Origin of the sequence: Hydrogenophaga sp., from assembly GCF_031426985.1 — a bacterium.
Taxonomy (GTDB): Bacteria; Pseudomonadota; Gammaproteobacteria; order Burkholderiales; family Burkholderiaceae_C; genus Hydrogenophaga.
This window is the reverse complement of record NZ_JASJOY010000004.1, coordinates 135,771-161,291: the sequence shown is the minus strand read 5'-3', so window position 1 is coordinate 161,291 and position 25,521 is coordinate 135,771. Positions and strand designations below refer to the sequence as shown.

Here is a 25,521-nt window from a genome sequence, read left to right as displayed (position 1 = left end):
GCCAGGGGCGGAGGGTGTTTGGCCCGGCCCCGCCGCGCGGGGGCTGGCCGAAGAAGAAGACGGGGCGCTGAACCGGGGCAGGGTCACCCCGCCCGTCTGCCCGACCGCCCGTGCGCAGGGCGGCGGGCCCCGCGATGCCTTTCGGGCCCCTGCACGCGGGATGTCAGCGCCGGGGCGCGGCCCACGCGCGCTGCGGCCTGGGGCGGTTCCACATCGGCCCCATGACGACCAGACAGCACCACCGGTCAGCGCGCGTAACGGCTGGCCCGCTGACCGTCGCAGGGGCGCCCGCCTCCACCCCTTGGGGGTGACCCCGGCTGGGCGGCCCCATCCGCGCGCGGTCCCCCCTGCGGCGACAAGGCACAATGGCACACGAGTGCTTTTGTTTGCCAAAGAAGCCCAATCCAGGGAGCCCATATGAAAAACCGACTACTGCTGTCCGGCCTGCTGCTCGCGGGTGCGGCCTGCGCCCAGAGTGGCGACGCCACCATCCGCATCTGCGACGCCAGTGGATGCGCCGACCGGCCGCGCGACAGCGCGAGCTTCGACCCCGCCCACGACGACCACCCCGAAGAAACCCGGCGCCTGGCCGCGCTGGCCGACATCGCCCGCCAGGACCCGCGCGCCGCCTACGACCTGGCGCTGCGCTACTACCGCGGCGACGGCGTGCGGCGCGACAGTTACCAGGCCATCCAGTGGATGCGCGAGGCCGGCGACCGCGGCGTGCCCGAAGCCCAGCTGGCCCTGGGCCGCTTCTACCTGAGCGGGGTGGAAGAAATGGGCGCCGACCCGGCCGAGGCCGAGAAGTGGCTCGCACTGGCAGCCGCCCGCGGCGACAAGGAAGCCGAGAAACTGCTGGCCGAAGCCCGCAGCGCCAAGAAAACCGAGCAGGAGCGCTACCAGTGGCGCCAGTTCCACCGCCAGAACTGGCTCGGCTGGTGGGCCAGTGGCTACCCGTACCACTGGTATTGGGGCGCGGCCGGCTGGTACCACCGCTGAGCCCCGCCCCACCACCGACACGAGCGATCGGCCACCCCGATCGCGTCCTTCCCCCGTTTGTTGTCCAAGAGAAAGTCTGAACCCATGAACACCTCCTCCATTTCCCTGCGCTGGGCCGCCCTGGCCACCACCCTGGCCCTGGCCGGCTGCGTCACCCCCGGCGGCACCGTGTCCACCGGCACCAGCGCCACCGCGTCCAAAGGCGGCGCGGCCGGCGGCACCAGCGTGGGCGCTGACAGCAACCTGCAGCGCTGCAGCGCGCCGCTGGGCACGCTGGCGGTGGACGACGGCCGCGGCAAGGAGTGGTACGCCAGCTTCGGCCAGGCCACCAAGGTCACCAGCATCGAGCCCCTGCTGCGCCTGGCGGTGCAGCAGTCCAACTGCTTCGTGATCACCTCGGTGGGCAACAACCGCACCGAGAGCAAGCTGTCCACCATCACCGACAAACAGCGCAATTCGGGCGAGTTCCGCGCCGGGTCCAAGCAGCAAAAGGGCCAGCGCGTGGCCGCCGACTACTACCTGGAGCCGGCCATCATCATCGACAACGACTCCACCGGGAAGCTCGGCGCCGCGCTCGGCGGCCTGATCGGGGGCGGCTTCGGCACCCTCGCTGGCTCGATGGAGTCCAAGGCCTCGGTCGTGACGCTGACCATGTTCGACATCCGCTCGGGGGTGCAGATCGCGATTTCGGAAGGCAACGCCACCGCCACCAACTTCGGCGCCGCCCTGGGCGCCTTCGGCGGCGGTGCCGCGGCGGGCCTGAGCGGCTTTTCGCGCACGCCCGAGGGCAAGGCCACCGTGGCCGCCTTCATGGACGCCTACAACAACATGGTGATCTCGCTCAAGAACTACAAGGCGCAAGAGGTCAAGGGTGGTCTGGGCAAGGGTGGCGTGCTCAAGGTAGGCAATTGAGGGTCACCCCCCTGCGCCGCTGACGCGGCTTCCCCCCGCTCTGGCGCGCCTGCGGCGCTGGGCAGGGGGACAACACCTGTGGCCCGGCAGAGCCGGTTCCACGGCGTTTGCTGGACGCTGGCGCGACGCCTGAAAAAAAGGCCTCCACTTGGAGGCCTTTTTCTTTTGCTTTTCGGTCCGTTCTCAGCGCTCGTTACGCAGCTTGTCGATCAGCCCGTTGAGTTCGTCCAGCGAACCAAACTGGATCGCGAGTTCGCCCATCTCTTCCACGCGGCCGTGGCGCTTGACGCGCTTCTTGATGCGCACCTCGACCTCGGCGGTCAGCAGGTCGGCCAGCTCTTCCTCCACGCGCTTGATGTCGCGCGACTTTTCCTTCTTGGGCTTTTGCTGCACCAGGTTGAACTCGGCGCCCAGCTTCTTGACCAGGCTCTCGGCCTCGCGCACCGACATCTTCTTGGCCGCGATCTGGTTGCCGGCCGTGATCTGCGCCACCTTCTCCAGCGACAGCAGCGCGCGCGCGTGGCCCATGTCGATGTCGCCGGCCATCAGCATGGTCTGCACCGGCTCGGCCAGTTGCAGCAGGCGCAGCAGGTTGGACGCCGCCGAGCGCGAACGGCCCACGGCCTGGGCGGCCTGTTCGTGCGTCAGGCCAAATTCCTTGACCAGGCGCTGCAGGCCCTGGGCCTCTTCCAGCGGGTTGAGGTCTTCGCGCTGGATGTTCTCGATCAGCGCCATGGCCGCGGCGGCCTCGTTGGGCACATCGCGCACCAGCACCGGCACGCTGTCCAGACCCGCCAGCCGGGAAGCACGGAAGCGCCGCTCGCCGGCGATGATTTCGTACTTGCCGGCGTTCGGCCCATCGGCGAGCTTGCGCACCAGGATCGGCTGCATGATGCCCTGCGCCTTGATCGACTCGGCCAGCTCGTAGAGCGCGCCCTCGTCCATGCGCGTGCGCGGCTGGTAGACGCCCGCGACCAGTTCGGTCAGCGGCAGGGTGCTGGGCGCACCGGCGGCGCGGCCGGCTTCCTGGGCGTCGGGCGACGCGGCTTCGGCGACCTTGGGGCCCAGCAGGGCTTCGAGTCCGCGGCCGAGGCCCTTGGGTTTTTTGGTGGCCATCTCAGGTGTCTTTCTTGTCGGTGAGTTCTTGGAGCAGCGCCCGCCCTTCCGGCCAGTCGCCCAGCCCCGATTCCGCATTGATGTGGCCGCGCTCGCCGAGGTCGATGAAGCGCGCGCCCCAGCTGTCGGCCAGGCTTTGGGCCTCGTCGAAGCCGCAGTACGGGTCGTTGCGGCTGCCCACCAGGGTGCTCGGGAACGGCAGGCGCTGGCGAGCGATGGGCGCCCAGCTGGGCAGCAGGCCGCGCAGTTCGTCGCGTTCCGGGTCGCCGGGTGCCACCAGCAGCGCGCCCTGCACCCGGGCGGTGCTGCGCGAAACTTCGGCCCAGGCGGCGGTGAGGATGCAGCCGAGGCTGTGCGCGACCAGCAGCACCGGGCCGTCGGTGCCCAGGATCACGTCTTCCAGCCGGGCGATCCAGTCGCCACGTCGGGGCGTCATCCAGTCGTGCTGGTCCACCCGTTGGTACCCGTGCAGCGCTTCCCAGCGGCTTTGCCAGTGCGCAGGGCCGCTGTTCTGCCAGCCCGGCAGGATGAGAACGTTCTCTGGTTTCATGGGCATTTCAAAAGAAGCCGGCGCTCACATCACATCGTCTGGATGCGCTGGACCATTTCTGATGCAAACGCCACAAAGGCCTGGCTGCCGCGCGCCGACGGGTCGAACACCACGCCGGGCAGGCCGTAGCTGGGCGCTTCGGCCAGGCGCACGTTGCGCGGGATCACGGTGTTGAACACCTTGTCGCCGAAGTGGCCCTTGAGCTGGTCGCTGACCTGCTGCTGCAGCGTGATGCGCGGGTCGAACATGACGCGCAGCAGGCCGATGATCTGCAGGTCCTTGTTGAGGTTGGCGTGCACCTGCTTGATGGTGTTGACCAGATCGGTCAGGCCTTCGAGCGCGAAGTACTCGCACTGCATGGGCACGATCACGCCGTTCGCCGCGCACAGGCCGTTGAGCGTGAGCATGCTCAGGGACGGGGGGCAATCGATCAGCACGAAGTCATAGTCGGACGCCACGGCGGCCAGCGCGGTCTTCAGGCGCTGGTCGCGGCGCTCCAGCTCGACCAGTTCAACCTCGGCACCGGCGAGTTCGCGGTTGGCGCCGAGCACGTGGTAGCCGCATTTCTCGGACCGGATCGCCGCCTCGGCCACCGAAGCCGATTCCAGCAGCACGTCGTAAACCGAGAGTTCCATGCTGCGCTTGTCCACGCCCGAGCCCATGGTGGCGTTGCCCTGCGGGTCGAGGTCGACCATCAGCACACGCTGCCCGACCTTGGCCAGGCCGGCGGCGAGGTTGACGGTGGTGGTGGTCTTGCCGACGCCGCCCTTCTGGTTGGCGACGCAAAAAATCTTGGCCATGTGGTCGAACCCGGTTGCTTATTTGGAGAGCGCCAGCTTGACGCCGAAGCCGATCAGGAACACCCCCGCGAGCTTTTCCAGGGTCTGGCCGATCTTCGGGTTGGCGCGCATGCGCTCGGCCAGGAAGTGGGTCAGCAGCACGGCCGTCAGGCCGTAGAGAAAGGTCAGGCAGGCGACGGTGACGGCCATGGCGCCGAAGGTGAGCAGGCCCTGGTGTTTGGCCGGGTCCACGAACAGCGGGAAGAAGGCCATGTAGAACACGATGGCCTTGGGGTTGAGCAGGGTGATGGTGAAGGCCTGCTGGAAGTACTGCCGCGGGCGGATGTTCAGCACGGGTGCCCCGCCCGGCTTTGCCGTGAGCATCTTGAAACCGAGCCACGCGAGGTAGGCCGCACCCAGCCACTGGACGGCGTGGAAAGCGGCGGGATAGGCGGAGAGCAGCGCCGCCACACCAGCCACCGCGGCCCACATCAGGACCTGGTCGCCCGCGATGACGCCAAAGGTGGCGCCCAGGCCGCCCCGGATGCCGCCTTTGCTGGTGGAGGTGATGAGGGCGAGGTTGCCCGGGCCGGGGATGGCGAGAAACAGGATGATGGCGGCGACGAATGCGCCGTAGTCTGCGATGCCGAACATGCGGGGCTTTCTCTGCGGGTGGGACGGGTGAGTTTACGTGAGCGCTGTTTTGCGTCGGCGGGCTTTGTGGTTGGTGTGCAGTGTGTTTTGCTGAAACATCGCTTCTTGGGCGGGTGGTTCTGTTCCCGTGTGACCACCGCGAATCGTCCCGCCGCCCATCCACACGCCACAGCCCCCTCCACGAAACGGTGGCGCGCCAACATGACCCCGCTCACGGGCCGTGGCGCGAGGCCTCAGCCCGAAACAGAACTCAGACCGGCGAGGCAGCAGGCCGAAGCCACACGATGCATCGCTCGGCCTCCAGGCCCGGCACCGTCAACTGTTCCACGTGAAACACCGACACATCGGCCGGCAGCGCAGACAGCTCATCCGCGGGGTGCTTGCCCTTCATCGCCATCCACACCGCCCCCGGTTTCAGAGCCGAGCGTGACCAGGTGGTGAAGTCCACCAGCGAGGCAAAGGCGCGCGAGCAGACCACGTCGTAGCCACTGCCCTCTTCCGCCTTCAGCGACTCGACCCGCGCGTGGATGCCACGCAGGCTGGGCAGCTTGAGCGAGGCCGCCACCTGCTGGATGAAGGTCGCCTTCTTGAGCACCGTGTCCACGCAATGCACCTGAATCTGCGGGCAGGTGATCGCGATCACCACGCCCGGCAGTCCGCCACCCGAGCCCACGTCCAGCAATTTCACCGACTGCCCGCCGGTATGGCGCAGCAGCGGCGGAATGGCGGCCAGGCTGTCCAGCAGGTGGTGCGTCAGCATTTCCTGCGGATCGCGCACGGCCGTCAGGTTGTAGACCTTGTTCCACTTGGCGATCAGGTCCTGGTAGGCCAGCAGCTGATCGATCTGTGCGGCCGACAGCGCCAGCCCGAGTTGATTCAGCCCAGCCTCCAGGGCCGGCTTCAGAGCCGCCGCGCTCATGCGCCCTGCTCTTCCGTGGTGCGGGCAAAGCCTTTGAAGCCGCCCTTTTTCAGGTGGACCATCAACAGGGAGATGCTGGCCGGCGTGATGCCCGAGATGCGCGCAGCCTGGCCCAGCGTCTCGGGCCGATGTTTGGCCAGCTTCTGCCGCGCCTCGAAGGACAGGGCCGTGACCTGCGCGTAGTCCAGATTGGGCGGCAGCTTCAGGTGTTCGTAGTGCGCGGCGCGCTCCACCTCGTCCTTCTGCCGGTCGATGTAGCCCGAATACTTGGCCGCGATCTCCACCTGTTCCACCACGGGGTCGTGCAACTCGCCCAGTGTTTCACGTGAAACCACGGGGCGGCCGTCGGCATCGTCGGCCTTGGGTGTCGGCCGGTACTTGCCGCCATCCATGCCCAGCAAATCGGCGTAGCCCACGCCCGGCCGACGCAGCAGATCGAACAGGTTGTGTTCGTGCTCGATGGCTTTGCCCAGCACCCGCTCGCTCTCGGCCGCCGGCAGGTTGCGCGGATTCACCCAGGTCGACTTCAAACGCTCTGTTTCACGTGAAACCGCGTCGCGCTTGCGGCTGAAAGCATCCCAGCGGGCGTCGTCCACCAGCCCCATGACCCGGCCCTGTTCGGTCAGGCGCATGTCGGCGTTGTCCTCGCGCAATTGCAGGCGGAACTCGGCCCGGCTGGTGAACATGCGGTAGGGCTCGGTCACGCCCTGGGTCACCAGGTCGTCCACCAGCACCCCGAGATAGGCTTCGTCGCGGCGCGGCAGCCAGGCGTCCTTGTCCTGGCACTGCAGCGCGGCGTTGAGGCCGGCAAACAGGCCCTGGGCCGCCGCCTCTTCGTAGCCGGTGGTGCCGTTGATCTGACCGGCGAAGAACAGGCCCTGGATCTGCTTGGTCTCGAAGCTGTTCTTGAGCGAGCGTGGGTCGAAGTAGTCGTATTCGATGGCGTAACCCGGGCGCAGGATGTGGGCGTTTTCCAGCCCCGGCATACTGCGCACCAGCGCGTACTGGATGTCGAACGGCAGGCTGGTGCTGATGCCGTTGGGGTAGACCTCGTGCGTGGTCAGGCCCTCGGGCTCCAGGAAGATCTGGTGGCTGTCCTTGTCGGCGAAGCGGTTGATCTTGTCTTCCACGCTCGGGCAGTAGCGCGGGCCGACGCCCTCGATCTTGCCGGTGAACATGGGGCTGCGGTCGAAACCGGAGCGGATGATGTCGTGCGTGCGCAGGTTGGTGTGGGTGATCCAGCATGGCACCTGCTTCGGGTGCATCGCCGTCGAACCCATGAAGCTGAACACCGGCACCGGCTGGTCGGCGTTCATGCCACCGGGCACACCGTCGCCGGGCTGCTCCTGGCACTTGGAATAGTCGATGGTCCGGCCGTCCAGCCGTGGCGGCGTGCCGGTTTTCAGGCGCGCCTGCGGCAGCTTCAGCTCTTTCAGCCGCGCACTGAGCGACACGGCCGGCGGATCGCCTGCGCGGCCGGCGGCGTAGTTGTTCAGGCCCACATGGATCTTGCCGTCCAGGAAGGTGCCCGCCGTCAGCACCACGGTGCGGCTGCGGAAGCGGATGCCGACCTGCGTGACGGCACCCACCACGCGGTTGCCCTCCACCATCAGGTCGTCCACCGCCTGCTGGAACAGCCACAGGTTGGGCTGGTTCTCGAGCATGCGGCGGATGGCCGCCTTGTACAGGATGCGATCGGCCTGGGCACGGGTGGCGCGCACGGCAGGGCCCTTGCTGCTGTTGAGGATGCGGAACTGGATGCCGCCCTCGTCCGTGGCCAGTGCCATCGCGCCGCCCAGCGCGTCCACCTCTTTCACCAAGTGACCCTTGCCGATGCCGCCGATGCTGGGGTTGCAGCTCATCTGCCCCAGCGTCTCGATGTTGTGGGTGAGCAGCAGCGTAGCGCAGCCCATGCGTGCAGCGGCCAGCGCGGCCTCGGTGCCGGCGTGGCCACCGCCGACGACGATGACATCAAACTCTTGGGGGTACAACATGAGGGTGCTCCAGGGCCGTCGCCATCCCGGCCGGCCTGACAATGCAAGGGCTGTTTCACGTGAAACAGTGGCTGCAGGCCTGCCCCGGCCCGCGCGAACCCGCTATTGTCCTAGATAGCGCCTGGCCCTGCGCCCCCGCACCGCTTGCCCATGCCAACGTCCACACCGCCTGATCTGCCCGGCCTCGGCCCCAAGTCCCTGGCCATGCTCGCCGCCGCCGGCCTCCACAGCCGCGCCGATCTGGAGCGGGTCGGGGCGGTGCAGGCCTATCTGCGCGTCAAAGCCGCCAGGCAGAACGCCAGCCTCAACCTGCTCTGGGCGATGGAGGGCGCACTGACGGGGCAGGACTGGCGGGTGGTCGCCCGCGAGGAGCGCACGCGCCTGCTGCTGGCCCTGGACGCGGCGCGCCGGCCCGACCCGGGATAGCCCCACGCAGGAATCCTGCGCCCCCTGGCTGACACAATCGGCCGCATGACCTCCCCCACCCCCCTCCTCGTTTTCGCGGGCAGCACGCGCGCCCAGTCCTTCAACCGCAAGCTGGCCACCGTCGCCGCCGGGCTCGCGCGCGACGCGGGTGCCGCCGTGACCCACATCGAACTGGCCGATTTCGACGTGCCGCTGTACAACGCCGACCTCGAAGCCAAGGGCACGCCGCGCGACGTGGTGCGCCTCAAAGAACTCTTCTTCGCCCACCCGGCCTGGGTCGTGGTCTCGCCCGAGTACAACGGCAGCTACACGGCGCTGATGAAGAACACCATCGACTGGGTCTCCAGCCCCATCAAGGGCGACCCCACCTGGTCCAGCGGCAGCAAGCCGTTTGCCGGCAAGGTGGTGGGCATGCTGTCCGCCTCGCCCGGCGCGCTTGGCGGCCTGCGCAGCCTGAGCCACCTGGCGCCGCTGCTGCTGAACCTGCAGTGCTGGGTGTCGCCAAAGCAGTTCGCCCTGTCCAAGGCAGGCGAAGCCTTCACGCCCGACGGCCAGCTGGCCGCCGAACCGGCGCGCGAGAACGTGCGTGGCGTGGTCGAGCAGGTGCTCTGGGCGGCGCGCCGTTTCCAGGGCTGAACGCGGTGGACTGCCGCCCCGGCTGCGCGGCCTGCTGCATCGCGCCGTCGATCAGCAGCCCCCTGCCCGGTTTGCCGGGCGGCAAGCCCGCAGGGGTTGCCTGCCCGCACCTGGACGAAACCCTGCGCTGCCGGCTTTTCGGATTGCCAGAGCGCCCGGCGGTGTGCGGCTCGCTGCCGCCAAGCCCGGAGATGTGTGGCGAGACGCGCGAGCACGCGCTGCTGTTTCTGGCGCACCTGGAACACGCCACCCGTCCATGACAAAGGCCCGCACGAGCGGGCCTTTGTCATGGAGAAGCACAAGAACAGGATCCGGTTCGCAGCGCCTGATGCCAGGCACACCGCGGAACGGGCTTTGCCCGGCCGCAGGTGTGGTCCCCCCGCCCAGCGCCGCAGGCGCGCCAGAGCGGGGGGAAGCCGCGCAGCGGCGCAGGGGGGTGTCCTGTTACTGCTTCACCGCTTCGACCTGCAGCACCAGGCGCACGTTCTTCGGGAAGCCCCAGTCCACGCCGTAGTTCACGCCAAAGGCGGTGCGGTCGATGGTGGCTTCGAAGTCGCCACCGCACACTTCACGCTTGAGCATGGGGCTGTCGTAGCAGGCGAACTGGTTGGCCTTCAGGGTCACGGGCTGGGTCTTGCCGGCGATGGTCAGGTTGCCTTCGACCGCAGCGACCTTGTCACCGTTGAAGACGAACTGGCTGGACACGAACTGGGCCTTGGGAAACTTCTCGGCGTTCAGGATTTCGGCGCTTTGCAGGTGCTTGTCGAACATGGCGGTGCCGGAGTTCACCGAAGCGGTGTCGATGCTGATGTCGACCTTGCCGCTCTTGGCGGCCTTGTCGAAGGAGATCTTGCCGTCCTTCTTGTCGAAGCGGGCGCGGTTGGTCGTGGTGCCGAAGTGACCGATCTCGAAGGTGGCGAAGGTGTGGGTCGGGTCGATCGCGTAATCGGCGGCCTGGGCGATGCCGGCGGTGGACAGCACGGCCGCAGCGGCCAGCAGGGACAGGGACTTGCGCATGGATGAACTCCTGGATTGAGGTTGAAACGGGAAAAGAGAAAGGGGTATCAAAGCTTCGGAACACCCGTGAGGGCGATCTTGAATTTCACCTGCACCTCGTCGGCCACCATCGAGGTGTCGGCCCACTCCTTCTCGCCCACGCGGAAGGTCAGGCGCTTGATCGGGAAGGCGCCGCTGGCCACGGTGGTGGCACCGCTTTGGGCCAGCGTCACGGGCACGACCACGTCGCTGCTCACACCCTTGATGGCCAGTTTGCCGGCCACTTCGTACTTGGTGGCATCGATGCGCTTGATGCTGCTGGAGGTGAACGTGGCCTTGGGGAAGGCGGCGACGTTGAACCACAAAGGCTTGACCACTTCGGCATTGGCCTCGCGGCCGATGTCGGCGCTGCCGGTGTCCACGGTGAAGGCGATCTTGCTGGTGGCCAGCTTGGCCGGATCAAACGCCACCTGGGCGCTGAACGTCTTGAACTTGCCGTCCACCGGCACGCCCATCTGGCGGCTGGTGAAGCTCACTTCGCTCTGCGCGGGGACGATGGCCTGCTGGGCCAGGGCGGCCAGCGGGGACAGACTTGCGGCGACCAGCGCCAGGGAAAGCAGACGGGTGTTCATCAAAAGACTCCAGTAACGGTTCAGCGGCCAAAACCCATGCGGGACAGCAGCCCGTCACGGTCGATGACCTGGTGTTTGAGCGCCCCGGCCACGTGCAGCAGCACCAGAGCGGCCATGGCGAAAGCGGTGAGCTCGTGGGTTTCCTTGAGCACGTCGGCCAGCGCCTCGCTCACGGGCACAAAGTCGGGCAGCGGCAGCAGGCCAAACAGCACGATCGGGAAACCGGCGGCCGAGCTGTAAGCCCAGCCGGTCAGCGGCACGGCGAAGAACAGGGCGTACAGCGCCACGTGTGTGGCGTGGTGGGCCCGCTTCTGCCAGCCGGGCATGGCCACTTCAATGGCCTGCGGCAAGGCGGGCGGCGGCGACATCAGCCGCGTCAGCAGGCGCATGGCCGAGAACGCCAGCACCCCCACACCCGCCCACTTGTGCCAGCTGAAGTACTGCAGCCGGGCCGGCGAGAACGGCAGGTCGGACATGTAAAGGCCCAGCGCGAAGTTGCCAACGATGCCCAGTGCCAGCAACCAGTGCAGGGTGCGGGCCAGGGGGTGATAGCGGGTGACGGCGGTGGAAGTCATGCCGGCAGTTTAGGCAGGCGCCGGCGACGACAGGGTGAAGCCGCTTGAAGTTTGCATTCAAATGATTCGAACGAACTTAGCCCCGTCGTTCGGATCTCGCTCACATCCAGCGACTCCTACAATCGCCGCATGACCGACACCGTCCCGCCCGAACTGCTGGCGCTGTACCCCGCCCTGGGCGCCTTGCCGGCGCTGCTGCCCACGCTGGCGCCGGTCTCGGTGCCGGCGGGCACCCAGCTGTTCCGCGAAGCCGATGCCTGCCAGGGCTTCCCGCTGGTGCTGCGCGGCGAGGTCAAGGTCTCGCGCAGCGCGGCCAACGGGCGCGAACTCGAACTGTACCGGGTGGCGCCGGGCGAAATGTGCCTGGTGTCGTCGGCCAGCCTGTTTGCCGGGCAGCCGCTGTCGGCGCGCGGCGTGGCCACCAGCGACACCACGCTGTGCCTGCTGGCGCCGCCCCAGTTCCAGGCCGCGCTGGCCGAGGCGGGCTTTCGCCACTATGTGCTGGGCCTGTTCGCCGCCCGCATGGCCGATCTGACCGGGCTGATCGAGGCCATCGCCTTCCAGAAGCTCGACAGCCGCCTGGCCGCCGCCCTGCTCGGCCACGGGACCACGCTCAAGACCACCCACCAGGCCCTGGCCGACGAGCTGGGCACGGTGCGCGAGATTGTCAGCCGCCTGCTGCACCGTTTCGAACGCGACGGCCTGGTCGAGCTCTCGCGCGAGAGCATCACCATCCGCGACAGCGCCGGCCTGCGCGCGGTGGCCTCGGGCGGCTGACACCCCGGGAACCCGTCTGTGTGACCAGGGTCACATACAGCACCGGGCGATGCCGCTTCAATACGTCCCATGTTCCGCCTGGCGGACATGTGTTCCAACCCTCATCAGGAGATTTCCATGACCAAGAACGTTGGCGGCGTTGACCGCATCCTCCGCATCGCCGTCGGCCTCGCCCTCATCGCCGCCGCCGCCACGGGCACCATCGGTGTCTGGGGCTACATCGGCGTCGTGCCCCTGCTCACCGGCCTGATGGGCTGGTGCCCGCCTTACGCCCTCCTGGGCTTCAACACCTGCAGCATGAAGAAGTAACCCCCCTGCGCCGCTGCGCGGCTTCCCCCCCCTGCTGCGCAGGGGGACGGCCCCTGTGGCCCGGCGAAGCCGGTTCCACGGGGCCTTGGCGAAAAAGCCATTCGCGCCGGCAAGGTTGTCTGGCGTGAGACAGCGCAGCCGCCCACTGCGCACGACCATGTCGCTCCAGCCGCGCATCCCGACGCGGCGCAGGAGACACGGCATGCTCAACATCCCCTCCCTCCAGGACTCGGTCAGCGCCGAGGAATGGCAATTGCGCTGCGACCTCGCAGCCTGCTACCGGCTGGTCGCGGCCTACGGCTGGTCCGACCTGGTGTTCACCCACATCAGCGCCAAGCTGCCCGACAGCGTCACCGGCGGAGACCACCAGTTCCTGATCAACCCCTACGGCCTGATGTTCGACGAGATCACGGCGTCCAGCCTGGTCAAGGTCGACATGGCCTGCAACAAGCTGATCGACTCGCCCTTCCCGGTGAATCCGGCCGGCTTCGTGATCCACAGCGCGGTGCACGAAGCGCGGCCCGAGGTGCAGTGCGTGCTGCACACCCACACGCGCGCCGGCGTGGCCGTGAGCGCGCAAAAGGCCGGCATCCTGCCCATCAGCCAGCAGAGCACCTTCGTGCTGGCCTCGCTGGCCTACCACGGCTACGAAGGCGTGGCCTTCCGTCCGGACGAGAAGCCGCGCCTGCAGGCCGACCTTGGCATGGCCAACTTCCTGGTGCTGCGCAACCACGGCCTGCTGACGGTGGGCAGGAGCATCGCCGACGCCTTTTTGTCGATGTACACCTTCGAGAACACCTGCCGCATCCAGATCGACGCGCTGGCCGGTGGTGGCGAACTGACGGCGGTGAACCCGGCCATCCTGGCCGGCATGTGCGAGGTGATGAAGATCGCCACCGCGGGGCAAGGCGCCCAAATCGCCTGGCCCGCGCTGCTGCGCAAGGTCGAACGGCTGGACCCGGGTTACCGGACCTGAGGCCGCCCCGCCCGCCGCGCGATCAGGCGCGCGGCGGCAGGTCCTGCACGAACGCGGCCATGCCATCGAGCACCGTGCGCAGCCGCTCCAGCTCGCGCGAACGGTCCAGCCGCGCCGACCAGGCCGCCAGCCTCGACACGCGGTGCAGCCGCGGCAACAAGCGGCGCAGGAAGGCGCGCAGGTCGGGCACCTGCGCCCGCGTGGCCGGCGTGTCGGCGTACGCGCTGAGCACGGCCTGCACCGCCTGCGGCCCCAGCGGCAGCAGGTACCGAGCCAGCGACAGCACCAGCTGCAGCGCGTCGTAGATCTGCACCGTGGCCAGCGGCATGCCCGGCTGCAGGCATTCTTCAAAATCCAGGCGCGCGAAGTGCTGGCCGTCCCAGGTGATGTTGCGGGTCTGCGCCCCACCATGCCACTGACCACGCGCGTGGAAGCTGGCCAGATCGGCCGCCGCCGCACACATCAGCGGCAAGCGCTCGACTTCGGGCGAACGGTGCAAACAGTGGTCCAACGTGGTCCCGATGTCGCCCGACACCAGGCTGTCGCCGTCGAAAGCCAGCACGGGCGGCACCCGCTCACCCGCCGCCGCCAGGGCCAGCAGGCGCTCGTGCTCGTAGGCCAGCAAGATCCGACCATCGGTCTGGCGCGCCGCGGCCCACGGCACTGGGACCCCGACAAAATGCGCAAAAAGCCAAATGCCCAGCGACTTGCGCAGGCTGCGCAAGGGCCGGTCGGCGCTTTTGGTCCAGGTTTTGGGGGGGTTGGAGGCGGTCAAGGCCACGAAATGTGAAAGCAATCCTGGCTGCACCGAACGTCACAGGCCAGGCGGCGAAATGCACGACGAACGGGTCGAATGTTGCGCAAATGTATCAGCCGCGCCCCGTCATCCACGTTTTCCGCTCCGTTTAGGGTTACGGGTTTCCCCTTGGCCCACTATAGTTAGCCCGTGCGTCCAAGGACGCCACCCATTCAACCTGAACACGAAAGAAATCATGAAGAAATCTCTCATTGCTGTCGCCGCCCTTGCCGCCATGTCCGCCGCCTCCGCGCAATCGAGCCTCAACGTGTACGGCGTTGCCGATGTGATCATCCACAAGGACGACGTGCGTGGCGAACCCAGCAAGCCCACCAAGATGACCAACGGCGGCGTGAGCGGCAGCCGTCTGGGCTTCAAGGGCACCGAAGACCTCGGCGGCGGTCTGAAGGCCAACTTCCTGCTGGAAGAAGGTATTGACCTGACCAGTGGTGCCGCAGCCGGTTTCAACCGCCAAGCCTACGTCGGCCTGGGCGGTGGTTTCGGTGAAGTCAAGTTCGGCAACGTGTACACCGCCTACGACGACATCTCCGGCGCCACCAACCCGGTGTTCGACTCGAAGCTGGCGCCGACCTCCGTCTGGAAAAGCGCTGACTACATCAGCAACCCCGGCAGCAACATCTACTACGCATCGCCCTCCTTCGGTGGCGTGAGCGGCGCGGTCAGCTACTCGCTGGACGGCTCCAAGAATGCTGTGACCTCCGTGCACGTCAAGTACGAAGGCGGCCCGATCTACGTTGGCTTTGGCTACCAGGACGACACCGAAGTGGCCACCGCCAAGTTCACCCGTTTGAACGGTTCCTACGACTTCGGTTCGTTCAAGCTGCTGGCTGGCTACGGCAAGACCAATGAAACCGTTGCAGCCGATAGCACCGACTGGTCCATCGGCGCTGACGTGCCCCTGTCCGCCAACCTGGTGCTGTCGGCTGGCTACGCCTCGTCCAAGGCAGACGGTGCCCAGCGCAACTACGGTGTGGCCGTCGGCGCCGCCTACTCGCTGTCCAAGCGCACCACGGTGTACGGTGGTCTGCGCAACGTCGAGGGTGCAAAAGACGAAAGCCGCGTGGGCGCTGGCATCAAGCACACGTTCTGATCCTCAGCGGCCTTGGCCGCTTTCAGGACACCCAAAAGCCACTGCATGCAGTGGCTTTTTTCATGTCGGCGCTCAACCGGCATTGGCGTAACGCACCAGCTCCCAATCGCTCACCTGCTGCGCGTAGGCGTCCCACTCGGCGCGCTTGAGCTGCAGGAACTGTTCACAGAACGCCGGGCCCACGTCGTCGCACAGGATCGCGTCGGCCCGCAGCGCGACCAGGGCGTCGTGCAGGTCGCGCGGCAGACGCAGGGGCATCGGTTCCCCAGCGGCGTGGCGCTGGTACAGGTCCTGGTCGCAGGCCTCGGGCGCGGGCAGCTCGCGATCGATGCCGTCCAGCCCCGCGGCCAGCGTGGCCGCCAGCGCCGCGTACACATTGCACGACGGGTCGGGCAGGCGCCATTCGATGCGGCCGGCCACCGTGCGCACGAGGCAGGTGCGGTTGTTGTCGCCCGCCGCCTTCCACACCGGCGACCAGGTGGTGCCCGAGGCGCTCTCGCTCACCGCCAGCCGTTTGTAGCTGTTGACCGTGGGCGCGCACAGCGCGGCCAGCGCGTCGCCGTGCTCCAGCAGGCCGGCCGCAAACCGCTGCCCGGTCACGCTCAGCCCCATGGGTCCGTCGGCGTCGGCCATCGGCGCCGCCCCCTGCTCGTCGGTCAGGCTCAGGTGGAAATGCAGGCCGCTGCCCGGCGCGCCCGCCAGCGGCTTGGGCATGCACGAAAACACCTGGCCGTGCTGCTGCGCCACCGCGTGCGCGGTGAGCTTGAACAGCTGGTAGCGGTCGGCTGCGGCCAGGGCCTCGTCGAAGCGGTAGTTGATCTCGTACTGGCCCGTCGCGTCCTCGTGGTCCATCTGCTGCAGCTCGAACCCGAGCGCGCCCAAGTGGCGCCGCATGTCGTCCAGAAAGCCGTGGTTGCGCACGATGGCCTGGAGGTCGTAGGACGGTTTGCCCAGCCGGTCCTCGCCGTCGGCCACGCCCCAGCGACCGTCCTCCCCACGGCGCAGCAGAAAGAACTCGGGCTCGATGCCCACATGGAAGGTCCAGCCGCGTTCGCGCAGCCGGCCCAGCTGGCGCTTGAGCAATTGCCGCGAGCAGGTTTCCAGCGGTTCGCCGCCCGCAAAGCCGTCGCAGACCGCGTGGGCCACGCCCGGCAGCCAGGGCAGCGGCCGCAGGCTCTCGGGGACCACGCGGCCAAAGTACTCGCTGCGCGCGCCCATGCGCGGCAGGCCGGTGCCCCAGATGCTCGGCCCCGCGAAGCCCGCGCCCACCGCCACCGCGTCGGGCAGGGCCTCCAGCGGCAGCAGCTTGCCCTTGGGCACGCCGTGCAGGTCGGTGAAGGTGGCCATCACCGTGTGGACGCCCTGCTCGCGCAGGGTGTGGATGCGTTGGTCGAGGCTGGGCAGGGTCATGCGGATTCCAGGCACAAAAAAGCCGGGCAAGCCCGGCCGGAGGAGAAGAAGGCCTCAGGCCAGGGCCTCGGCCAGCGCGGCGTCGAACACGCCCAGCGCCTCGGCAAAGATGTTGTCCTCGATGGTCAGCGGGAACAGGAAACGGATCACGTTGCCGTAGACACCGCAGGTCAGCAGCAGCAGGCCACGCTTCAAGGCCGCGGCCTGGATGCGCTTGGTCAGGTCGGCATCGGGTGCGCCGGCCGCATCCACGAACTCGGCCGCCACCATGGCGCCCAGGCCGCGCACGTCGGCGATGCGTGGTTGCTTCGCCTGGTGCACCTTCAGATGCGCGACCAGCCGGTCTCCGAGAATTTGCGCGCGCTCGGGCAGACGTTCCTCCTGCATCACGTCCAGCACCGCGTGCGACGCGGCTATGGCCAGCGGGTTGCCGGCGTAGGTGCCGCCCAGGCCGCCGGGCGCCGGGCCGTCCATCACCGCCTGCCGGCCCGAGACCGCCGAAAGGGTCGTGCCGCCGGCCATGCTCTTGGCCATGGTGATCAGGTCCGGTTTGGCGCCGTAGTGCTCCATCGCAAACATCTTGCCGGTGCGCGCGAAGCCGGTCTGCACCTCGTCGGCGATCAGCAGGATGCCGTGCTGGTCGCACAGCTGACGCAGCCAGAGCACCGCCTCTTGCTGGATCGGGTTGAAGCCGCCCTCGCCCTGCACCGGCTCGAAGACGATGGCCGCCACGCGGCTGGGCTCGATGTCGCACTTGAACACGTGCTCCATCGCCTTCTTCGTGTCGGCCAGCGAACTGCAGTGGCAGGGGAAGGGCACGTGGTAGATCTCGGGCGGGAAGGGGCCGAAGCCGGCCTTGTAGGGCTGGACCTTGCCGGTCAGCGCCACCGCAAACAGGCTGCGGCCATGGAAGGCGGCGCCGAAGGCGATCACCCCACTGCGACCGGTGGACGAGCGCGCGATCTTGATCGCGTTCTCCACCGCCTCGGCGCCGGTCGAGAAGAAGGCCGTCTTGGCCGGGCCTTCGATGGGCACGATGGCGTTGATGCGCTCGGCCAGCGCCACGTACTCGGTGTAGGGCACCACCTGGTAGCAGCTGTGGGTGAAGCGCTGCAGCTGCGCCGCGATCGCCGCCTGCACCTTGGGGTGCACATGGCCGGTGTTGAGCACCGCGATGCCGCCCGCGAAGTCGATGAAGCGCCGGCCCTCGATGTCCCAGAACTCGGCGTTCCTAGCGCGCTCGATGAAAAAGTCGCCCATCACGCCCACGCCGCGCGGCGTGGCCGCCTGCCGGCGCGCGTGCCAGGCGGCGTTGGTGTGCTCGGTCTTGAGGTCGTTGATGGCGTTCATCGAATTCTCCAGAAAAGTGGGCGAGAAGGGTTTGGTCCAGCACGCGCGGAACCGGCTTTGCCGGGCCGCAAGCGTGGCCCCCCCTTTTCAGGTGGGAAGCCGCGCAGCGGCGCAGGGGGTCTTCCGATGCCCCGCTTACAGCGGGGAATCAATCCTTATCCAGGTGGTTTTCGTCTCGGTGTACTTGTCGAACGCGTGCAGCGACTTGTCGCGCCCCACCCCGCTCTGCTTGAAGCCGCCGAAGGGCACGGTGATGTCGTCCTCGTCGTAGGAGTTGACGTGTACCGTGCCCGCGCGCAGTGCGCGCGCCACGCCGTGCGCCTTGTTGATGTCGCGCGTCCACACGGCGGCCTGCAGGCCGTAGATGTTGGCGTTGGCCTGCTTCACCACGTCGGCCGCGTCGGTGAACGACAGCACCGACAGCACCGGGCCAAAGATCTCTTCGCGCGCAATCGTCATGCTGTTGGTCACACCGTCGAAGATGGTGGGCTGCACATAGCAGCCACCGGCCACGGGGGCGACGCGTTCGCCACCGGCCAGCAGCTTCGCGCCCTCGCTCTGGCCCAGACCGATGTAGCGCATCACGTTGTCCAGCTGGATCTGGTCGACGATGGCGCCCATGACGGTGTTCTTGTCCAGCGGATTGCCCGGCTGGTACTGCGGCACCAGCTTGAGCGCCTTCTCCAGGAAGGCGTCCTTGATGCTCGCCTCGACGAACAGGCGCGAGGGCGCGTTGCAGCTCTCGCCCTGGTTGAAGAAGATGCTGCCCACCGAGGCCTCGACCGCCTTGTCCAGATCCGGGCAGTCGGCGAACACGATGTTGGGCGACTTGCCGCCCAGCTCGGTCCAGGCGCGTTTGAGGTTGCTCTGCCCGGCCATCACATGGATCTGCTTGCCCACGCGGGTGCTGCCTGTGAACGCAATGCAGTCCACATCCATGTGCAGCGCCAGCGGGCTGCCGGCCTCGGGGCCGTAGCCGGGCACCACGTTGAACACGCCGGCCGGAATGCCGGCCTCCAGCGCCAGCTCGGCCAGCTTGAGCGCGGTCAGCGGGCTCTTTTCCGACGGCTTGAGCACCACCGAGTTGCCCGCAGCCAGCGCCGGCGCGATCTTCCACGCGGCCATGATCATGGGGTAGTTCCAGGGCACGATGACGCCGACCACGCCCACCGGCTCGCGGGTGATCAGGGCCAGCGCGGTGTCGGGCGTGGGCGCGATCTCGTCGTAGACCTTGTCCACCGCCTCGCCGTACCAGCGCACGCAGTTGGCCGCACTGTTCACGTCCACGCCCTTGGCGTATTTCACCGGCTTGCCCATGTCCAGCGCCTCGGTCAACGCCAGCAGATCGCCGTTGGCCTGGATCAGCTCGGCGAACTTGATCATGGTGCGCTTGCGGGCGGCGGGCGCCTTGCCGGCCCAGCGGCGGTCTTCAAACGCGGCGCGGGCGGCGGCCACGGCGGCGTCGATGTCGCTCTGGCCGCAGCGCGCCACCTGGGTCAGCAGGCGGCCGTCGACCGGGGAAATGCAGTCGAAGGTCTGGCCGTCGCGCGCGGCGACGCGTTCACCATTGATGACGGCACGGCCGTCGAAACTGGGGGTCGAAGTGTCGGACATGGGCACGGATCTCCACAATGAATTGGCCCCATGCTACGCCGGATTCCATGCCATCATGCAATCCACTTTGCCGTCCGGCCGCGCATCCAGTGGCCTGAGCCGAGCACAAAAAAGCAGGCCCGCAGGCCTGCTTGGCGTTCCGGTCGCGCGATGCTCACTTCACGGTGGACAGGGCGGCGAGTTCGGCCCGGGTCGCCGCCGCGATCTCGCGTTCGCGCTGACGCGTCTGCCGCGCCACCCAGACGCTGTAGCCCACGATGACGATGGTCACGGTGGTGATGAGCAGCGTGGCCGCGGCGTAGATGGTCGGGTTGATGCCGCGGCGCGCGTAGCCGAAGATCACCTGCGGCAGCGTGGACACGCCCGGGCCGGAGAGGAATTCGGAGATCACCACGTCGTCGAAGCTCAGCGTGAAGCTCAGCAGGAAAGCCGCCAGGATGGCCTGGAAGATGTTGGGCAGCGTGATCAGGAAGAACACCTGGTGCGGGCGCGCACCCAGGTCCATGGCGGCCTCTTCGATGCGGCGGTCCATCTCCATCAGCCGACTCTGGATCACCACCATGCCGTAGGCCATGCCCAGCAGGGTGTGGCCCAGGATGATGGTCAGCATGCCGCGCTCGGGCCAGCCGAAGGCGTTCTGCGCGCCCACCATCAGCAGCAGCAGCGACAGGCCGATCACCACCTCGGGCATCACCAGGGGCGCGTTGACCATGCCCGAGAAGACGGTGCGGCCCAGGAACTTGCGGTAGCGCACCAGCACGAAGGCGGCGAAGGTGCCCAGGATGGCCGACAGCACGCCGGTGACCGCGGCCACCTTCACCGACAGCCAGAAGCCCTCGACGATCTTGGTGTCGCGCGTGAGCGCCTCGTACCAGCGCAGCGAAAAGCCGGTGAAATTCGCGTCCTGCCGGGTGCTGTTGAAGCTGAACACGATCATGAAGAACAGCGGCAGGTACAGGAACACGTAGACCGCCGCCATCCACAGCTTGCCGAAGTGTTTTTCGAGGAATCGCATGGTGTCCTCCGTTCAGCGCTGTTCGGCCTGTTCGCCGGTGTAGTGGTAGTAGATCGCCAGCGGCACGATGATGAGCAGGATCATCACCACCGCCAGCGCCGAGGCGCGCGGCCAGTTGTTGCTGGTGAACATCTCGTCCCAGACCACGCGGCCGATCATGATGTTCTCCGGCCCGCCCAGCAGCGAGGGGATCACGAACTCGCCCAGCGCCGGGATGAACACCAGCATGAAGCCGGCGATGATGCCGGCCTTGGACAGTGGCACCGTCACCAGCCAGAAGGCCTTGAAGGGCGTGGTGCCCAGGTCGTAGGCGGCTTCGAGCAGGCGGAAGTCCATCTTCACCAGGTTGGCGTACAGCGGCAGCACCATGAAGGGCAGGTACACATAGGTCATGCCCACCAGCATCGAGACGTTGGTGTAGAGCATGAGGATGGGCTCGTCGATGAGGCCCAGCCCCATCAGCAGCGTGTTGATCACGCCCTGGTCGGCCAGGATGCCTTTCCACGCGTAGACGCGCAGCAGGAACGACGTCCAGAACGGCAGCATCACCATCATCAGCAGCGCCGGTCGCACCGCGGGCGCCGAGCGCGCGATGAAGTAGGCGAACGGGTAGCCGAAGGCCAGGCACAGCAAGGCGGTGAGCAGCGCGTACCAGATCGAGCGCAGGTAGGCCTCGATGTAGATGGTCTGGAACAGCTCGCCCAGATCACCATCGCGGAAGATGGTCCAGTAGTTCTCGTACTTGAGCGCGAGGATGCCCGTCTCCGGGTCCCAGATCGGCTTGAACGGGTTGATGCTCTCGCCCTGGTCCACGAAGCTGATGTACAGCAGGATCAGAAAGGGCAGCAGAAAGAAGACGGTCAGCCAGCCATAGGGCAGGCCGATGACGAAGCGCTTGCCTGGAACCGGTAGGGGTGAAGCCATGGTGGTGCTCCTTCGGGTTCAGTCGCGCAGGACCACAGCGTCCAAGTCGTCCCACCAGAAGAACACGTCGTCCTCCCAGGTGATGTCCAGCGCCTCGTGGCGCGAGCCGTTGGGCTCGGTGATCTTGATCTTGCTGCCCTGCGGCGTGACCACGATGTAGGTGTTGTACGAACCGAAGTAGCCGATCTCCTTGACCCGCCCTGCGAACAGGTTGTGGTCCACATTGGCCGGCCGTTCCTTGGCGATGTCGATCTTCTCGGGCCGCACGGCCACCGCCACCGGCATGTCCAGCGCGCCGCTGATGCCGTGGCCCACGTGGACCTCGCCGATCGGCGTGCTCACCGCGCAGCGGTCGGGTTCGTCCACCGTCAGCTTGCCTTCGAACAGGTTGACGTTGCCGATGAAGTCGGCCACGAAGCGGTTGGCCGGGTATTCGTAAATCTGCTGCGGCGTGCCCACCTGCAGCACGCGCCCCTTGCTCATGACGGCGATGCGGCTGGCCATGGTCATGGCCTCTTCCTGGTCGTGCGTCACCATCACCACCGTCACGCCCACCTTCTCGATGATGTTGACCAGCTCGAACTGGGTCTGCTCGCGCAGCTTCTTGTCCAGCGCGCCCAGCGGCTCGTCCAGCAGCAGCAGCTTGGGTTTCTTGGCCAGGCTGCGCGCCAGCGCCACGCGCTGCTGCTGCCCGCCCGAGAGCTGGTGCGGCTTGCGCTTGGCATACGGCGTGAGCTGCACCAGGCCCAGCATCTCGTCGGTGCGCTGCTGCACCTCGGCCTTGGACAGGCCTTCGCGCTTCAAGCCAAAGGCCACGTTCTCCCAGATGTTCAGGTGCGGGAACAGCGCATAGCTCTGGAACATCATGTTCACCGGACGCTCGTAGGGCGGCATGTTGGCCACGTCCTGGCCACCGAGCAGGATGCGGCCCTTGGTCGGGGTCTCGAAGCCGGCCAGCATGCGCAGCAACGTGGACTTGCCGCAGCCCGAGCTGCCCAGCAGCGCGAAGATCTCGCCCTTGCCGATGGACAGCGACACCTCGTCCACGGCCACCGCCTCGTCGAATCGCTTGACCAGTTTTTCCGTGACCAGATAGCCTTCTTGCGTGCCGGCTGCTGCCATGGGAGACCCCTTGTTGTTGGAGATTCAGATACAAAAAGGGCTGTTCATACGCAGGGTACGAACAGCCCGGTTCAGGCGTCGCTCGAAAGCGGCCGGTGCTTACTTGCCCTTCTTGAAGCTGTTGTAAGCGTTGGACATCGCTTCACGCGCTTCGTTGGTGAAGCTGCTGGGCGGGATCATCTTGGTCATGTAGTCGGCCTCGACGAAGATGGTCTTGTTGCCCGCGATCTCGGGGTTGACCTTGTCCATGCCGGCCTTGTTGCCGGTGGGGTAGCCCATGTCGTTGGCCATGGCGGCGGCGTTTTCCGGGCGCAGGTAGAAGTCGATGAACGCAGCGGCGTTGTTCGGGTGCTTGGCGTCCTTGGCCACGGCCATGGTGTCAAAGAAGATCAGCGCGCCGGTGCTGGGCAGCAGGGCTTCGATCACGTCCTTGGAACCGTTTTCCTTGGCGCGGGCGGCGGCCTGGTTGATGTCGCCGGACCAGCCGATCGCCACGCAGGCCTTGCCGCCGGCGATGTCGTCGATCATGGTCGAGCTGAACAGGCGGATGTCCTTGCGCACCTTGGCCAGCATCTCGTTGGCGGCCTTGTAATCGGCCGGGTCGTTGGAGTAGGCGTCCTTGCCGATGTAGTGCAGCGCCACCGGGACGATCTCGGTCGGCGAATCCAGGTAGGCGATGCCGCACTTCTTGAGCTTGCTGGTGTACTCGGGCTTGAACACCAGGTCCCAGGCGTTCTCGGGCATGGCCATGCCGCCCAGGGCCTTCTCGGCCTTGGTCTTGTTGATGCCCACCGTCGTGAAGCCCCAGGCCCACGGCACCAGGTGCGCGTTGTCCGGATCGGCCTTGGTCAGCACCTGCATGATGGCCGGGTCCATGTTGGCCAGGTTGGGGATCTGGTCCTTCTTCAGCGGCTGCAGCAGGCCACCTTCGATCTGGCCCTTGGCGAACACGGTGCCGGGCACCACGATGTCGTAACCGGTGTTGCCGGCCACCAGTTTGGCGTGCAGGGCCTCGTTGGTCTCGAAGGTGTCGTAGTTGACCTTGATGCCGGTTTCCTTCTCGAAGGCGGCGACCATGCCTTCGGGGATGTAGTCGGGCCAGTTGTAGATGTTCAGCACCTTCTCGTCGTCGAACACCGGGCCGGCGGGCTTGGCGGGTTCAGCGGCGGGGGCGGGCGCGGCGGCCACCGGGGCGGCCGGCGCAGGGGCCGGTTCTTCCTTCTTGCCGCAGGCGGCCAGAACGATGGCGGACGAGATGGCCAGGGCCAGGACGGACTTCTTCAACATGATGGTGAACACTCCTGTGAAAGGGATGGAACCGGTGGGATGACACGCTGAAACCGGCTGCGTTGCTGAGGTTCAAGCTAGCAATTTGCAGACCAAGAATATCCCCGAAACGGGGCATCGCGGGACTGTAACAAAGAATCGGAACCGCGCTCATGGCGGCAACCCGCAGCGCCGTGGCCCGTGTTCATGCCAGCAAACCCTTGCCACGCAGTTCGTCGACGGTGGCGTCCAGGCACAGGCGGATCAGTCCCATCATCTCGTCGATCTGCGCGTGCGTCATGGTCAGCGGCGGCGCGATGATCATGCGGTCGCCCACGGCGCGCATGATCAGCCCGTTGGCAAAACAGTGGCGGCGGCACACCATGCCCACTCCCAGGTCCGGGTCGAACATCTCGCGCGTGGCCTTGTTCCGCACCAGCACCAGGCCGGCGACGAAGCCGCAGGTCTCGGCGTCGCCCACCAGCGGGTGGTGTTTCAGTTCCTCAAAGCGCTCGGCCAGGTAGGGGCCGACGTCGTTCTTCACCCGGCCGGGCAGGTTCTCGCGCTCCATCAGCTCCAGGTTGGCCAGCGCCACCGCGCAGGCCACCGGGTGGCCGCTGTAGGTGTAGCCGTGGTTGAACTCGCCGCCCTGCTCGATCAGCACCTCGGCCACGCGGTTGCCCACCATCACGCCGCCCAGCGGGATGTAGCCGCTGGTCACGCCCTTGGCGAAGGTCACCAGGTCGGGCTTGATGCCGAACTTCTCGTACGCGAACCAGTGGCCCAGGCGGCCGAAGGCGCAGATCACCTCGTCGCAGATCAGCAGGATGCCGTACTTGTCGACGATGCGCTGGATCTCGGGCCAGTAGGTCTCGGGCGGGATGATCACGCCACCCGCACCCTGCACCGGCTCGCCGATGAAGGCGGCCACCTTGTCGGGGCCGACTGCGAGGATCTTCTCTTCCAGCCAGCGCGCGGCACGCAGGCCGAAGTCGGCCTTGCTTTCGCCGGGCTGGGCGTTCTCCCAGTAATGCGGCTGCTCGATGTGGGTGATGTTGGGAATCGGCAGGTCGCCCTGCGCGTGCATGCCGCTCATGCCGCCCAGCGAGGCGCCCGCCATGGTGCTGCCGTGGTAGGCGTTGTTGCGGCTGATGATGACCTTGCGCTCGGGCTGGCCCAGCAGGTCCCAGTAGCGGCGCGCCATGCGCACGTTGGTGTCGTTGCTCTCCGATCCGCTGCTGGAGAAGAACACGTGGTTGAACGTGCGGTCGCCCACCTGGGGCGCCAGCGCCGCCAGCTTGGTGGCCAGCTGCACCGCGGGCACGTTGGTGGTCTGGAAGAAGCTGTTGTAGAAGGGCAGCGTCATCATCTGCTGGTAGGCCGCGTCCGCCAGTTCCTTGCGGCCGTAGCCGGCGTTGACGCACCACAGGCCGCTCATCGCGTCCAGCACCTTCTTGCCCTCGGAGTCCCAGACGTAGATGTCCTCGGCCCGCGTCATCACGCGCGAGCCGCGCGTGGCCAGGTCGCCGTGGTCGGTGAAAGGGTGGATGTAGTGCGCGCTGTCCAGCGCCTGGATGGCCTTGGTGTCCTGCTGCTCGGCGCGGCGGACCAGGGCGGGCGGTGCAATGAGGGTCGAGGTGCTCATAAAGGTCTCACTTTCTTG

General features: G+C 67.2%; 27 protein-coding genes. 9 read left to right on the top strand and 18 right to left on the bottom strand.

Annotated elements, in window-relative coordinates:
• Positions 1-417 precede the first annotated feature (417 nt).
• Entirely contained in the window at positions 418-999 is a 582-nt protein-coding gene (locus tag RMP09_RS00905; protein WP_310564124.1) for a sel1 repeat family protein, read from the top strand.
• Between the two features lie 84 nt (positions 1,000-1,083).
• Positions 1,084-1,911 carry a hypothetical protein gene (locus RMP09_RS00900; protein ID WP_310564123.1) on the top strand — a complete coding sequence of 276 codons (828 nt, stop codon included), beginning with the start codon at positions 1,084-1,086 and terminating at the stop codon, positions 1,909-1,911.
• A gap of 183 nt (positions 1,912-2,094) precedes the next feature.
• On the opposite strand, the gene RMP09_RS00895 is transcribed toward RMP09_RS00900, so the two are convergent.
• The 6 genes from RMP09_RS00895 to mnmG all read right to left on the bottom strand — a co-directional run bounded on the left by RMP09_RS00895 (position 2,095) and on the right by mnmG (position 7,923).
• Entirely contained in the window at positions 2,095-3,027 is a 933-nt protein-coding gene (locus RMP09_RS00895) for a ParB/RepB/Spo0J family partition protein (RefSeq protein WP_310564122.1), read from the bottom strand.
• A 1-nt stretch (position 3,028) separates the two neighbouring features.
• On the bottom strand, positions 3,029-3,577 hold the full coding sequence (locus RMP09_RS00890; RefSeq protein WP_310564121.1) for an alpha/beta hydrolase: 549 nt from the start codon (positions 3,575-3,577) through the stop codon (positions 3,029-3,031).
• Positions 3,578-3,606: 29 nt separating this feature from the next.
• Positions 3,607-4,377: an AAA family ATPase gene (locus RMP09_RS00885; protein ID WP_310564120.1), complete on the bottom strand. Its 771-nt coding sequence runs from the start codon at positions 4,375-4,377 to the stop codon at positions 3,607-3,609.
• An 18-nt stretch (positions 4,378-4,395) separates the two neighbouring features.
• Positions 4,396-5,010, bottom strand: a complete 615-nt coding sequence (locus RMP09_RS00880; RefSeq protein WP_310564119.1) for a LysE family transporter — start codon at positions 5,008-5,010, stop codon at positions 4,396-4,398.
• 250 nt (positions 5,011-5,260) lie between these two features.
• Entirely contained in the window at positions 5,261-5,929 is a 669-nt protein-coding gene (gene rsmG, locus RMP09_RS00875) for a 16S rRNA (guanine(527)-N(7))-methyltransferase RsmG (protein WP_310564118.1), read from the bottom strand.
• Positions 5,926-7,923 (bottom strand): tRNA uridine-5-carboxymethylaminomethyl(34) synthesis enzyme MnmG, encoded by a 1,998-nt coding sequence (gene mnmG / locus RMP09_RS00870; RefSeq protein ID WP_310564117.1) that lies wholly within the window; start codon positions 7,921-7,923, stop codon positions 5,926-5,928. Before mnmG ends, rsmG begins: the two co-directional genes overlap by 4 nt.
• 150 nt (positions 7,924-8,073) lie before the next feature.
• Here mnmG and RMP09_RS00865 point away from each other — a divergent pair, with 150 nt between their 5' ends.
• The 3 genes from RMP09_RS00865 to RMP09_RS00855 are packed head-to-tail and all read left to right on the top strand — an operon-like array spanning position 8,074 to position 9,245.
• Positions 8,074-8,349 carry a TfoX/Sxy family protein gene (locus RMP09_RS00865; protein WP_310564116.1) on the top strand — a complete coding sequence of 92 codons (276 nt, stop codon included), beginning with the start codon at positions 8,074-8,076 and terminating at the stop codon, positions 8,347-8,349.
• 45 nt (positions 8,350-8,394) lie between these two features.
• Positions 8,395-8,985, top strand: coding sequence for an NAD(P)H-dependent oxidoreductase (locus RMP09_RS00860; protein WP_310564115.1), 591 nt, complete (start codon positions 8,395-8,397; stop codon positions 8,983-8,985).
• 5 nt (positions 8,986-8,990) lie between these two features.
• The gene (locus RMP09_RS00855) at positions 8,991-9,245 is read left to right on the top strand and encodes a YkgJ family cysteine cluster protein (protein ID WP_310564114.1); all 255 of its coding nucleotides are present in this window, start codon (positions 8,991-8,993) and stop codon (positions 9,243-9,245) included.
• 184 nt (positions 9,246-9,429) lie between these two features.
• Here the strand turns inward: RMP09_RS00855 and RMP09_RS00850 are convergent, their stop codons facing one another.
• From RMP09_RS00850 to RMP09_RS00840, 3 genes are read right to left on the bottom strand one after another with little or no spacing between them, the layout of a single operon-like run.
• Positions 9,430-10,002: a YceI family protein gene (locus tag RMP09_RS00850; RefSeq protein ID WP_310564113.1), complete on the bottom strand. Its 573-nt coding sequence runs from the start codon at positions 10,000-10,002 to the stop codon at positions 9,430-9,432.
• A 47-nt stretch (positions 10,003-10,049) separates the two neighbouring features.
• Entirely contained in the window at positions 10,050-10,613 is a 564-nt protein-coding gene (locus tag RMP09_RS00845) for a YceI family protein (protein WP_310564112.1), read from the bottom strand.
• A gap of 20 nt (positions 10,614-10,633) precedes the next feature.
• Positions 10,634-11,188 (bottom strand): cytochrome b, encoded by a 555-nt coding sequence (locus RMP09_RS00840; protein WP_310564111.1) that lies wholly within the window; start codon positions 11,186-11,188, stop codon positions 10,634-10,636.
• A gap of 129 nt (positions 11,189-11,317) precedes the next feature.
• Here RMP09_RS00840 and RMP09_RS00835 point away from each other — a divergent pair, with 129 nt between their 5' ends.
• From RMP09_RS00835 to RMP09_RS00825, 3 genes are all read left to right on the top strand, one after another.
• Positions 11,318-11,965 carry a Crp/Fnr family transcriptional regulator gene (locus RMP09_RS00835; RefSeq protein WP_310564110.1) on the top strand — a complete coding sequence of 216 codons (648 nt, stop codon included), beginning with the start codon at positions 11,318-11,320 and terminating at the stop codon, positions 11,963-11,965.
• Positions 11,966-12,082: 117 nt separating this feature from the next.
• Positions 12,083-12,274, top strand: a complete 192-nt coding sequence (locus RMP09_RS00830) for a DUF2892 domain-containing protein (protein ID WP_310564109.1) — start codon at positions 12,083-12,085, stop codon at positions 12,272-12,274.
• 202 nt (positions 12,275-12,476) lie between these two features.
• Positions 12,477-13,250, top strand: a complete 774-nt coding sequence (locus RMP09_RS00825; protein ID WP_310564108.1) for a class II aldolase/adducin family protein — start codon at positions 12,477-12,479, stop codon at positions 13,248-13,250.
• A 22-nt stretch (positions 13,251-13,272) separates the two neighbouring features.
• Here RMP09_RS00825 and RMP09_RS00820 read toward each other — a convergent pair whose 3' ends face one another.
• Positions 13,273-14,025 carry a hypothetical protein gene (locus RMP09_RS00820; RefSeq protein WP_310564107.1) on the bottom strand — a complete coding sequence of 251 codons (753 nt, stop codon included), beginning with the start codon at positions 14,023-14,025 and terminating at the stop codon, positions 13,273-13,275.
• Here RMP09_RS00820 and RMP09_RS00815 point away from each other — a divergent pair.
• Positions 13,946-15,157, top strand: a complete 1,212-nt coding sequence (locus tag RMP09_RS00815; protein ID WP_310564106.1) for a porin — start codon at positions 13,946-13,948, stop codon at positions 15,155-15,157. The two genes, RMP09_RS00820 and RMP09_RS00815, sit on opposite strands and share 80 nt — an antisense overlap.
• A gap of 72 nt (positions 15,158-15,229) precedes the next feature.
• Here RMP09_RS00815 and RMP09_RS00810 read toward each other — a convergent pair whose 3' ends face one another.
• The 8 genes from RMP09_RS00810 to RMP09_RS00775 form a co-directional block, all read right to left on the bottom strand.
• A complete protein-coding gene (locus RMP09_RS00810; RefSeq protein ID WP_310564105.1) occupies positions 15,230-16,567 on the bottom strand; it encodes a type III glutamate--ammonia ligase in 1,338 nt (445 codons plus the stop codon).
• Between the two features lie 54 nt (positions 16,568-16,621).
• Positions 16,622-17,917, bottom strand: a complete 1,296-nt coding sequence (gene gabT, locus RMP09_RS00805; protein WP_310564104.1) for a 4-aminobutyrate--2-oxoglutarate transaminase — start codon at positions 17,915-17,917, stop codon at positions 16,622-16,624.
• Between the two features lie 135 nt (positions 17,918-18,052).
• Positions 18,053-19,531 carry an aldehyde dehydrogenase gene (locus RMP09_RS00800; RefSeq protein WP_310564103.1) on the bottom strand — a complete coding sequence of 493 codons (1,479 nt, stop codon included), beginning with the start codon at positions 19,529-19,531 and terminating at the stop codon, positions 18,053-18,055.
• 154 nt (positions 19,532-19,685) lie between these two features.
• A complete protein-coding gene (locus RMP09_RS00795; RefSeq protein ID WP_310564102.1) occupies positions 19,686-20,546 on the bottom strand; it encodes an ABC transporter permease subunit in 861 nt (286 codons plus the stop codon).
• Positions 20,547-20,558: 12 nt separating this feature from the next.
• Positions 20,559-21,470, bottom strand: coding sequence for an ABC transporter permease (locus tag RMP09_RS00790; protein WP_310564101.1), 912 nt, complete (start codon positions 21,468-21,470; stop codon positions 20,559-20,561).
• 18 nt (positions 21,471-21,488) lie between these two features.
• Complete coding sequence (locus RMP09_RS00785; protein WP_310564100.1) at positions 21,489-22,592, bottom strand: ABC transporter ATP-binding protein; 1,104 nt, start codon at positions 22,590-22,592, stop codon at positions 21,489-21,491.
• Between the two features lie 99 nt (positions 22,593-22,691).
• On the bottom strand, positions 22,692-23,879 hold the full coding sequence (locus tag RMP09_RS00780) for an extracellular solute-binding protein (protein ID WP_310564099.1): 1,188 nt from the start codon (positions 23,877-23,879) through the stop codon (positions 22,692-22,694).
• 184 nt (positions 23,880-24,063) lie between these two features.
• The gene (locus RMP09_RS00775; RefSeq protein ID WP_310564098.1) at positions 24,064-25,503 is read right to left on the bottom strand and encodes an aspartate aminotransferase family protein; all 1,440 of its coding nucleotides are present in this window, start codon (positions 25,501-25,503) and stop codon (positions 24,064-24,066) included.
• Between the last annotated feature and the right edge of the window lie 18 nt (positions 25,504-25,521).

Excerpts from the sequence above, each read along its gene's own strand:
- RMP09_RS00905 (WP_310564124.1), top strand. The coding sequence starts at position 418 with ATGAAAAACCGACTACTGCTGTCCGGCCTGCTGCTCGCGGGTGCGGCC.
- RMP09_RS00900 (WP_310564123.1), top strand. The coding sequence starts at position 1,084 with ATGAACACCTCCTCCATTTCCCTGCGCTGGGCCGCCCTGGCCACCACC.
- RMP09_RS00895 (WP_310564122.1), bottom strand. The coding sequence starts at position 3,027 with ATGGCCACCAAAAAACCCAAGGGCCTCGGCCGCGGACTCGAAGCCCTG.
- RMP09_RS00890 (WP_310564121.1), bottom strand. The coding sequence starts at position 3,577 with ATGAAACCAGAGAACGTTCTCATCCTGCCGGGCTGGCAGAACAGCGGC.
- RMP09_RS00885 (WP_310564120.1), bottom strand. The coding sequence starts at position 4,377 with ATGGCCAAGATTTTTTGCGTCGCCAACCAGAAGGGCGGCGTCGGCAAG.
- RMP09_RS00880 (WP_310564119.1), bottom strand. The coding sequence starts at position 5,010 with ATGTTCGGCATCGCAGACTACGGCGCATTCGTCGCCGCCATCATCCTG.
- rsmG (WP_310564118.1), bottom strand. The coding sequence starts at position 5,929 with ATGAGCGCGGCGGCTCTGAAGCCGGCCCTGGAGGCTGGGCTGAATCAA.
- mnmG (WP_310564117.1), bottom strand. The coding sequence starts at position 7,923 with ATGTTGTACCCCCAAGAGTTTGATGTCATCGTCGTCGGCGGTGGCCAC.
- RMP09_RS00865 (WP_310564116.1), top strand. The coding sequence starts at position 8,074 with ATGCCAACGTCCACACCGCCTGATCTGCCCGGCCTCGGCCCCAAGTCC.
- RMP09_RS00860 (WP_310564115.1), top strand. The coding sequence starts at position 8,395 with ATGACCTCCCCCACCCCCCTCCTCGTTTTCGCGGGCAGCACGCGCGCC.
- RMP09_RS00850 (WP_310564113.1), bottom strand. The coding sequence starts at position 10,002 with ATGCGCAAGTCCCTGTCCCTGCTGGCCGCTGCGGCCGTGCTGTCCACC.
- RMP09_RS00845 (WP_310564112.1), bottom strand. The coding sequence starts at position 10,613 with ATGAACACCCGTCTGCTTTCCCTGGCGCTGGTCGCCGCAAGTCTGTCC.
- RMP09_RS00840 (WP_310564111.1), bottom strand. The coding sequence starts at position 11,188 with ATGACTTCCACCGCCGTCACCCGCTATCACCCCCTGGCCCGCACCCTG.
- RMP09_RS00835 (WP_310564110.1), top strand. The coding sequence starts at position 11,318 with ATGACCGACACCGTCCCGCCCGAACTGCTGGCGCTGTACCCCGCCCTG.
- RMP09_RS00830 (WP_310564109.1), top strand. The coding sequence starts at position 12,083 with ATGACCAAGAACGTTGGCGGCGTTGACCGCATCCTCCGCATCGCCGTC.
- RMP09_RS00825 (WP_310564108.1), top strand. The coding sequence starts at position 12,477 with ATGCTCAACATCCCCTCCCTCCAGGACTCGGTCAGCGCCGAGGAATGG.
- RMP09_RS00815 (WP_310564106.1), top strand. The coding sequence starts at position 13,946 with ATGCCCAGCGACTTGCGCAGGCTGCGCAAGGGCCGGTCGGCGCTTTTG.
- RMP09_RS00810 (WP_310564105.1), bottom strand. The coding sequence starts at position 16,567 with ATGACCCTGCCCAGCCTCGACCAACGCATCCACACCCTGCGCGAGCAG.
- gabT (WP_310564104.1), bottom strand. The coding sequence starts at position 17,917 with ATGAACGCCATCAACGACCTCAAGACCGAGCACACCAACGCCGCCTGG.
- RMP09_RS00800 (WP_310564103.1), bottom strand. The coding sequence starts at position 19,531 with ATGTCCGACACTTCGACCCCCAGTTTCGACGGCCGTGCCGTCATCAAT.
- RMP09_RS00795 (WP_310564102.1), bottom strand. The coding sequence starts at position 20,546 with ATGCGATTCCTCGAAAAACACTTCGGCAAGCTGTGGATGGCGGCGGTC.
- RMP09_RS00790 (WP_310564101.1), bottom strand. The coding sequence starts at position 21,470 with ATGGCTTCACCCCTACCGGTTCCAGGCAAGCGCTTCGTCATCGGCCTG.
- RMP09_RS00785 (WP_310564100.1), bottom strand. The coding sequence starts at position 22,592 with ATGGCAGCAGCCGGCACGCAAGAAGGCTATCTGGTCACGGAAAAACTG.
- RMP09_RS00780 (WP_310564099.1), bottom strand. The coding sequence starts at position 23,879 with ATGTTGAAGAAGTCCGTCCTGGCCCTGGCCATCTCGTCCGCCATCGTT.
- RMP09_RS00775 (WP_310564098.1), bottom strand. The coding sequence starts at position 25,503 with ATGAGCACCTCGACCCTCATTGCACCGCCCGCCCTGGTCCGCCGCGCC.